This window comes from Micromonospora sp. NPDC049559, from assembly GCF_040676675.1.
Lineage (GTDB): Bacteria > Actinomycetota > Actinomycetes > Mycobacteriales > Micromonosporaceae > JBFAPK01.
This window is the reverse complement of sequence record NZ_JBFAPK010000063.1, coordinates 23,954-30,200: the sequence shown is the minus strand read 5'-3', so window position 1 is coordinate 30,200 and position 6,247 is coordinate 23,954. Positions and strand designations below refer to the sequence as shown.

3 protein-coding genes and 1 pseudogene are annotated in these 6,247 nt (G+C 72.4%); 1 reads left to right on the top strand and 3 read right to left on the bottom strand.

Annotated elements, in window-relative coordinates; all coding sequences use genetic code 11:
• Nucleotides 1-81: 81 nt before the first annotated feature.
• The gene (locus tag AB0J86_RS37670; protein WP_363863323.1) at nucleotides 82-1,698 is read right to left on the bottom strand and encodes a DUF4139 domain-containing protein; all 1,617 of its coding nucleotides are present in this window, start codon (nucleotides 1,696-1,698) and stop codon (nucleotides 82-84) included.
• 158 nt (nucleotides 1,699-1,856) lie between these two features.
• Complete coding sequence (locus tag AB0J86_RS37665; RefSeq protein ID WP_363863320.1) at nucleotides 1,857-2,261, bottom strand: YjbQ family protein; 405 nt, start codon at nucleotides 2,259-2,261, stop codon at nucleotides 1,857-1,859.
• 401 nt (nucleotides 2,262-2,662) lie between these two features.
• Between AB0J86_RS37665 and aceE the strand changes: the two genes are divergently transcribed.
• On the top strand, nucleotides 2,663-5,419 hold the full coding sequence (aceE, locus tag AB0J86_RS37660) for a pyruvate dehydrogenase (acetyl-transferring), homodimeric type (RefSeq protein WP_363863317.1): 2,757 nt from the start codon (nucleotides 2,663-2,665) through the stop codon (nucleotides 5,417-5,419).
• A 333-nt stretch (nucleotides 5,420-5,752) separates the two neighbouring features.
• Here aceE and AB0J86_RS37655 read toward each other — a convergent pair.
• Nucleotides 5,753-6,193: pseudogene (locus tag AB0J86_RS37655) on the bottom strand (SRPBCC domain-containing protein); the annotation flags it as partial.
• Between the last annotated feature and the right edge of the window lie 54 nt (nucleotides 6,194-6,247).

Sequence of the window (6,247 nt, the reverse complement as noted above, 5' to 3'; positions counted from 1 at the left end):
TCTAGGGCAAATCCTCGTGATTGGAGATCAACTAACGAGGATTTGCCCTAGATCGACGGGGGCGGGCGGGGCGGGGGCGGGTTACTCGCGCCAGCCGGCGAGGTCGACGCCCTTGGCCAGCTCGACCCGGACGCCGGTGGTGATCTCCCGGGACTCGCCGGGCGCCAGCCGCAGCCGCCAGGTCAGCTCGCCGAGCTCGGTACGCTCCGCGGGTGCCGGGTCGAGCCGCGGCTCCCGTACCGTGATCCCCTCGTCGCGCGAGACCGGCAGCTGGTCGAGCACCGTCACCTCGGCCGGGCGCGGCGTGTGGTTGGCGACGGTGGTCCGGTACTCCACCTCCCGGCGGCGGGTCGAGCCGAGCGTCGCCTTGGTGTCGCTACGCCGGACCAGTTCCCGCTCCACCCGGATCCGGTCGTCCAGCCCCAGCGCCAACTCGACCTTCTCCCCCGGCGCCCAGGTGGGCAGGGTCGTACCGCCGACGAAGTCGCCGCCGTGGAACACCGACGCGGGGCCGGGCAACAGCGTGTGCGGGGAGCCGTTCACCACGGTCGCGCGCAGGTGCGCCTCGGGGGCGCGCACCGGGGCGGTGACGTAGTCGAGCGAGGTGGCCAGCTCCAGCGCCGCCACGGTGGCGCGGTGCGCCGCGCCGTCGGCCGGTACCGCCACCGGCCGCGCGGGCCGGTAGGTGGCCGCCATGACGCCCTGCTCGACGGTGGCGGTCGGCTGCGCCACCGGGGCGGCGGGGCGCTTGCGGGGCACCGACCCGGGCGCCGCCGGCGCGGGCATCGCCGCCGCGGCGAAGGCGACGCCCTCCCGGGGAGCGCCCCGGGAACCCTCCTGACTCATCCAGCTCACCGCCCGGTCGAGGTACCACGGTTCCAGCTCCGGCAGCTTCGTCGCGGTCGACGGGCGGGCGGTGGAGAGCAGCAGCTCGCACTCCGGCCAGTCCTCGCCGGAGCGCTGGCTGACCAGCCCGAACCAGGTCAGCGTCAACGTCTCGTCGACCAGCCGCAGGTCGTACGAGGAGCGCCAGCCGGCGCCGTCCACCACGTACGAGAGTTCCAGCCGGACCTCGACGAGCCCGGCGTCCTCGGCGGGTGCGCCCGGCCCGGGGGTCACCTCGACCGTCACCTCGGCGGCCAGCCGGTCCGGCGCGCGCTTGCCGGCGAGCTGCGACAGCTCGCGTTCGGTGGCGGCGAGCCGCTCGGCGACCTCCTCGCGGCGCCGGGTCAGCTCCCTCCGCCGCGACCGTACGGCCGTGAGCTGTTCGGCCATGGAGTCGGCGAACGCGCCGACGTCGGCGGGGGCCGCCTGGTTCGCGGTGAGCGCCCGGGCGTAGCCGCCCCCGGCCCGCCGGGTCAGCAGCGTCAGGAACTCGGCGCGCTGGTTCTCCACGTCGTCGGCGTCGGCCAGCTCGGCCAGTTCCGCCGCGACGCTCCGGCGCCGCTCCTCCAGCTCGGCGGCGGTGGCGTCGGTGGTCCGCGGCTGGTGCCGGGTCAGCACGTCCACGCCGAGCACGGCCGCCGGTCCGGTACCGCCGACGCGGACCGAGTCGCGGCGCAGGGTGAGCGGGAGCGAGTCGAAGCGGAGCCGGTGCGTACCGGCGGCGAGTTCCACGGTCGCCCGGCGGGTCACCCGGGCGCTGTCGGGATAGACGGTGACGGCGACGATCGGCGCGTCGATCTCTACGGGGGTCACCCGGCCGAGGCTAACGGCCCCGGGCCACCGGCGCGGCGCGGCGGACCGGCCGGGCAGGCGCCACCTCCGGCCGGGCAGGCCCCACCTCCGGCCCGGGAGGCCCACCACCGGCTCGGCGGGCGCGGGTAAGAGCGCCCGCCGAGCCGGGGCAGGGGTGGTCAGCCGGGGAGGAAGGAGAAGCGGACCTGTCGGGTGGCGTTGTCGCCGTTCGGGTCGACCAGGCAGATCGACTGCCAGGTGCCGAGCGCCAGCCGGCCGCCGATCACCGGCAGGGTCGCGTACGGCGCCACGAAGGCGGGCATCACGTGGTCCCGCCCGTGCCCGGGCGAGCCGTGCCGGTGCCGCCACCGGTCGTCGGTGGGGAGCAGGCTGTCCAGGGCGGTGATCAGGTCCTCGTCCGAGCCGGCTCCGGTCTCGATGATCGCCACGCCGGCGGTGGCGTGCGGTACGAAGACGTGCAGCAGGCCGTCGCCCTGCCCGGCGAGGAAGCTCTCGGCTTCGCGGGTGATGTCCCGTACGACGGGCCGGGAGCCGGTCCGCACCGTGATCACTTCACTGCGCATGGGCCCAGTCTGCCGTACCCCGGTCGACCGGCGCGGTCGGCCCGACGGCGGAGGGCCGGCGGCGGGCGGCGGCCGGAGCGCGACGACCCGGACGGGCGGCGGCCGGAGCGGGACGTCCCGGGCGGACGAGGGCCCGGCCGGGGATCGCATTCCGGCGGGTGGCACCGGTGCTTGACAAAACGATCGATAAGCCCATAGTGGGCCCGATCCGGAATTGGATCACCGCGTTCAAGATTCGGTGACGGCGGCCGGAGCGCTGCCGTACGCCTGTATTAACACAATGTTACCCGTGGGTACCTGTGTCGAGCGTCGCGTCTGCGGTGCCTAGACGTGACGGGAAGAGGCATAAGGGGGCAGGATAGCGCTAGAGACCTATCCCACACACAACCGAGGGAACGCCTGTGGCCACGGAACGCAAGCGCCCGGTAATCAGCGACGGCCTGCCGAGCCAGCTTCCGGACATCGACCCTGAGGAAACGGCCGAATGGGTCGAGTCGCTAGATGGTGTCATCGACGAACGCGGCGCCAAACGCGCTCGCTACGTCATGCTGCGCCTGCTGGAGCGGGCGCGGGAGCGCCAGGTCGGGGTCCCGCCCCTGACCACCACCGACTACATCAACACCATCCCGCCCGAGCGGGAACCCTGGTTCCCCGGTAACGAGCACATCGAGCGGCGCATCCGGGCCTACGTCCGGTGGAACGCGGCGCTGCTGGTGCACCGGGCGCAGCGCCCGGAGATCGGGGTCGGTGGCCACATCTCCACGTACGCCAGCTCGGCGTCGCTCTACGAGGTGGGCTTCAACCACTTCTTCCGGGGCAAGAACCACCCGGGCGGCGGCGACCAGATCTTCTACCAGGGCCACGCCTCCCCCGGCATGTACGCGCGCGCCTTCCTGGAGGGACGGCTCAGCGAGGACCAGCTCGACGGCTTCCGGCAGGAGCTGTCGCACCCGGGCGGCGGCCTGCCGTCGTACCCGCACCCGCGGCTGATGCCGGACTTCTGGGAGTTCCCCACCGTCTCGATGGGGCTGGGCGGGCTCAACGCGATCTACCAGGCCCGGTTCAACCGTTACCTGCACCACCGAGGCATCAAGGACACCTCGGACCAGCACGTATGGGCGTTCCTGGGCGACGGCGAGATGGACGAGCCGGAGACGCTGGGCGCGATCGGCGCGGCGGCCCGCGAGGAGCTGGACAACCTCACGTTCGTGATCAACTGCAACCTCCAGCGCCTCGACGGCCCGGTACGCGGCAACGGCAAGGTCATGCAGGAGCTGGAGGCGTTCTTCCGCGGCGCCGGCTGGAACGTGATCAAGGTCGTCTGGGGCCGCGAGTGGGACCCGCTGCTCGCCGCCGACACCGACGGCGCGCTGGTCAACCTGATGAACGTCACGCCCGACGGTGACTACCAGACCTACAAGGCGGAGTCCGGCGCGTACGTCCGGGAGCACTTCTTCGGCCGCGACCCGCGGACCCGCAAGATGGTCGAGCACCTCTCCGACGACGAGATCTGGAACCTCAAGCGGGGCGGCCACGACTACCGCAAGCTCTACGCGGCGTACAAGGCGGCGACCGAGCACACCGGGCAGCCGACGGTCATCCTGGCCAAGACGATCAAGGGCTGGACGCTCGGCTCGCACTTCGAGGGCCGCAACGCGACGCACCAGATGAAGAAGCTGACGCTGGAGGACCTGAAGACCTTCCGCGACCGGCTCTACCTGGACATCCCCGACTCGGAGCTGGAGCGCAACCCGTACCTGCCGCCGTACTACCGGCCGGCGGACGACTCCGAGGAGATGGAGTACCTGCGGGAGCGGCGCCAGGCGCTCGGCGGTTACCTGCCGTCGCGGCGGACCACGACCATTCCGCTGCGGATTCCGGGCGCGGAGCGCTTCGCCGACGTCAAGAAGGGCTCGGGCAAGCAGAAGGTGGCCACCACGATGGCCTTCGTCCGGCTGCTCAAGGACCTCATGAAGGACAAGGACTTCGGCAAGCGCTGGGTCCCGATCATTCCGGACGAGGCCCGTACCTTCGGGATGGACTCGCTTTTCCCGACGCAGAAAATCTATTCGCCGCACGGCCAGAACTACACGCCGGTCGACCGGGAACTCTTCCTGTCGTACCGGGAGGCGACCAGCGGGCAGATCCTGCACGAGGGGATCAACGAGGCCGGTTCGGTGGCCTCGTTCACGGCGGCCGGTACGTCGTACGCGACGCACGGCGAGCCGATGATCCCGATGTACATGTTCTACTCGATGTTCGGTTTCCAGCGCACCGCCGACGGGCTCTGGGCCGCCGCCGACCAGATGGCGCGCGGCTTCCTGCTCGGCGCCACCGCCGGCCGGACCACGCTCAACGGTGAGGGGCTCCAGCACGAGGACGGCCACTCGCTGCTGATCGCGGCCACGAACCCGGCCGTGGTCGCGTACGACCCGGCGTTCGCGTTCGAGATCGCGCACATCGTGGAGAACGGCCTGCACCGCATGTACGGCGAGCAGCAGGAGAACCTCTTCTACTACCTGACCGTCTACAACGAGCCGATCGTGCAGCCGGCGGAGCCGGCCGACCTCGACGTCGAGGGGCTGCTCAAGGGCATCTACCGGTACTCCCCGGCGCCGTCCGTGCAGGCCACCGACGGGGGCGAGACGCCGCGGGCCAACATCCTCGCCTCGGGTACCGGCATGCAGTGGGCGCTCAAGGCGCAGCAGTTGCTGGCCCAGGACTGGGGCGTGGCCGCCGACGTCTGGTCGGTCACCTCCTGGACGGAGCTGCGCCGGGACGCGGTGGAGTGCGAGGAGCACAACCTGCTGAACCCGGGCAGCGAGCCGCGGGTGCCGTACATCCAGCGGAAGCTGACGGACGCCCCGGGACCGGTGGTGGCGGTCAGCGACTTCATGCGGGCCGTACCGGACCTGATCTCCCGCTGGGTACCGGGCGACTACACCTCGCTCGGCACCGACGGTTTCGGGCTCTCGGACACCCGGCACGCGCTGCGCCGGCACTTCCGTGTCGACGCCGAGTCGGTCGCGGTGGCCGCGCTGCGCCAGCTCGCGCTGCGCGGGGTGGTACCGCCGTCCGTGCCGGCCGAGGCGGCCAAGAAGTACGCGATCGACGACGTCAACGCGGCGCCGGTCGGCGAGACCGGCGGCGACTCCTGACGTCCGACACGTAGGCCGCGCCCTGTCGATCATCGGGGCGCGGCCCGGGAAACGGCGAGGGGCGGGTGCTCGCGGCGAAGGCCGCGGCGCCCGCCCCTCGCCATCGCGCGCTCAGCAGTCGAGGTGGGCCCGCCCCTCGCCGTCGCGCGCTCAGCACTTGAGGCGGGCGCGCGCCACGACGCGGGTGCTGCCGTCGCCCGCCCGGGTCACCACCGCGGGCTCGCGGATCTCGTCGGCCGCGTCCGGGTCGGACTCGTCCCGGTCGCGGTCGCCGGCCGTCAGCAGGTCGGCGAGGCGCAGCTCGGCGGGGGCCGGTCCGTCGGCCCGCGCGTCCCCGACCGGGGCGGCCAGGTCCGTGAGCCGCAGCAGCGAGTTCTCCAACCCGGCGCCCATGCGGCGTACGCTCCAGCGGCGCAGCGCCTTGCTGACCGCGCCGACGCCCCAGCGCACCACGATCAGCCGTACCGCCGTGCCGTCGCCGTCCGGCGCGAGCTGCACGTACACCTCGGTACGGGCCTCGGCTCGGGCGCCGGCGCCCTTGGGCCGCTCCCGCCAACCGAGCAGCGTCGGCTCCTGGTAGGCGATCACCTCGGCCTCGACGGCGGGCGCCCGGCCGGACTGGACGAGCTGCCGCCGACCAACCCCCTCACCGGAAACCACCTCGGCCTGCCGCACCCCGGCCAGCCATTCCGGCAGTTGGTCGGCCCGCTGGACAACGTCCCACACCGCCTCGATCGGCGCCCCCACCCGGGCGCTCCGTTCAACGAGGATCATTCTTGTTCCGCCTCCATTGAGGACATCCCACAACAAATGCACTCTATGCGTAAT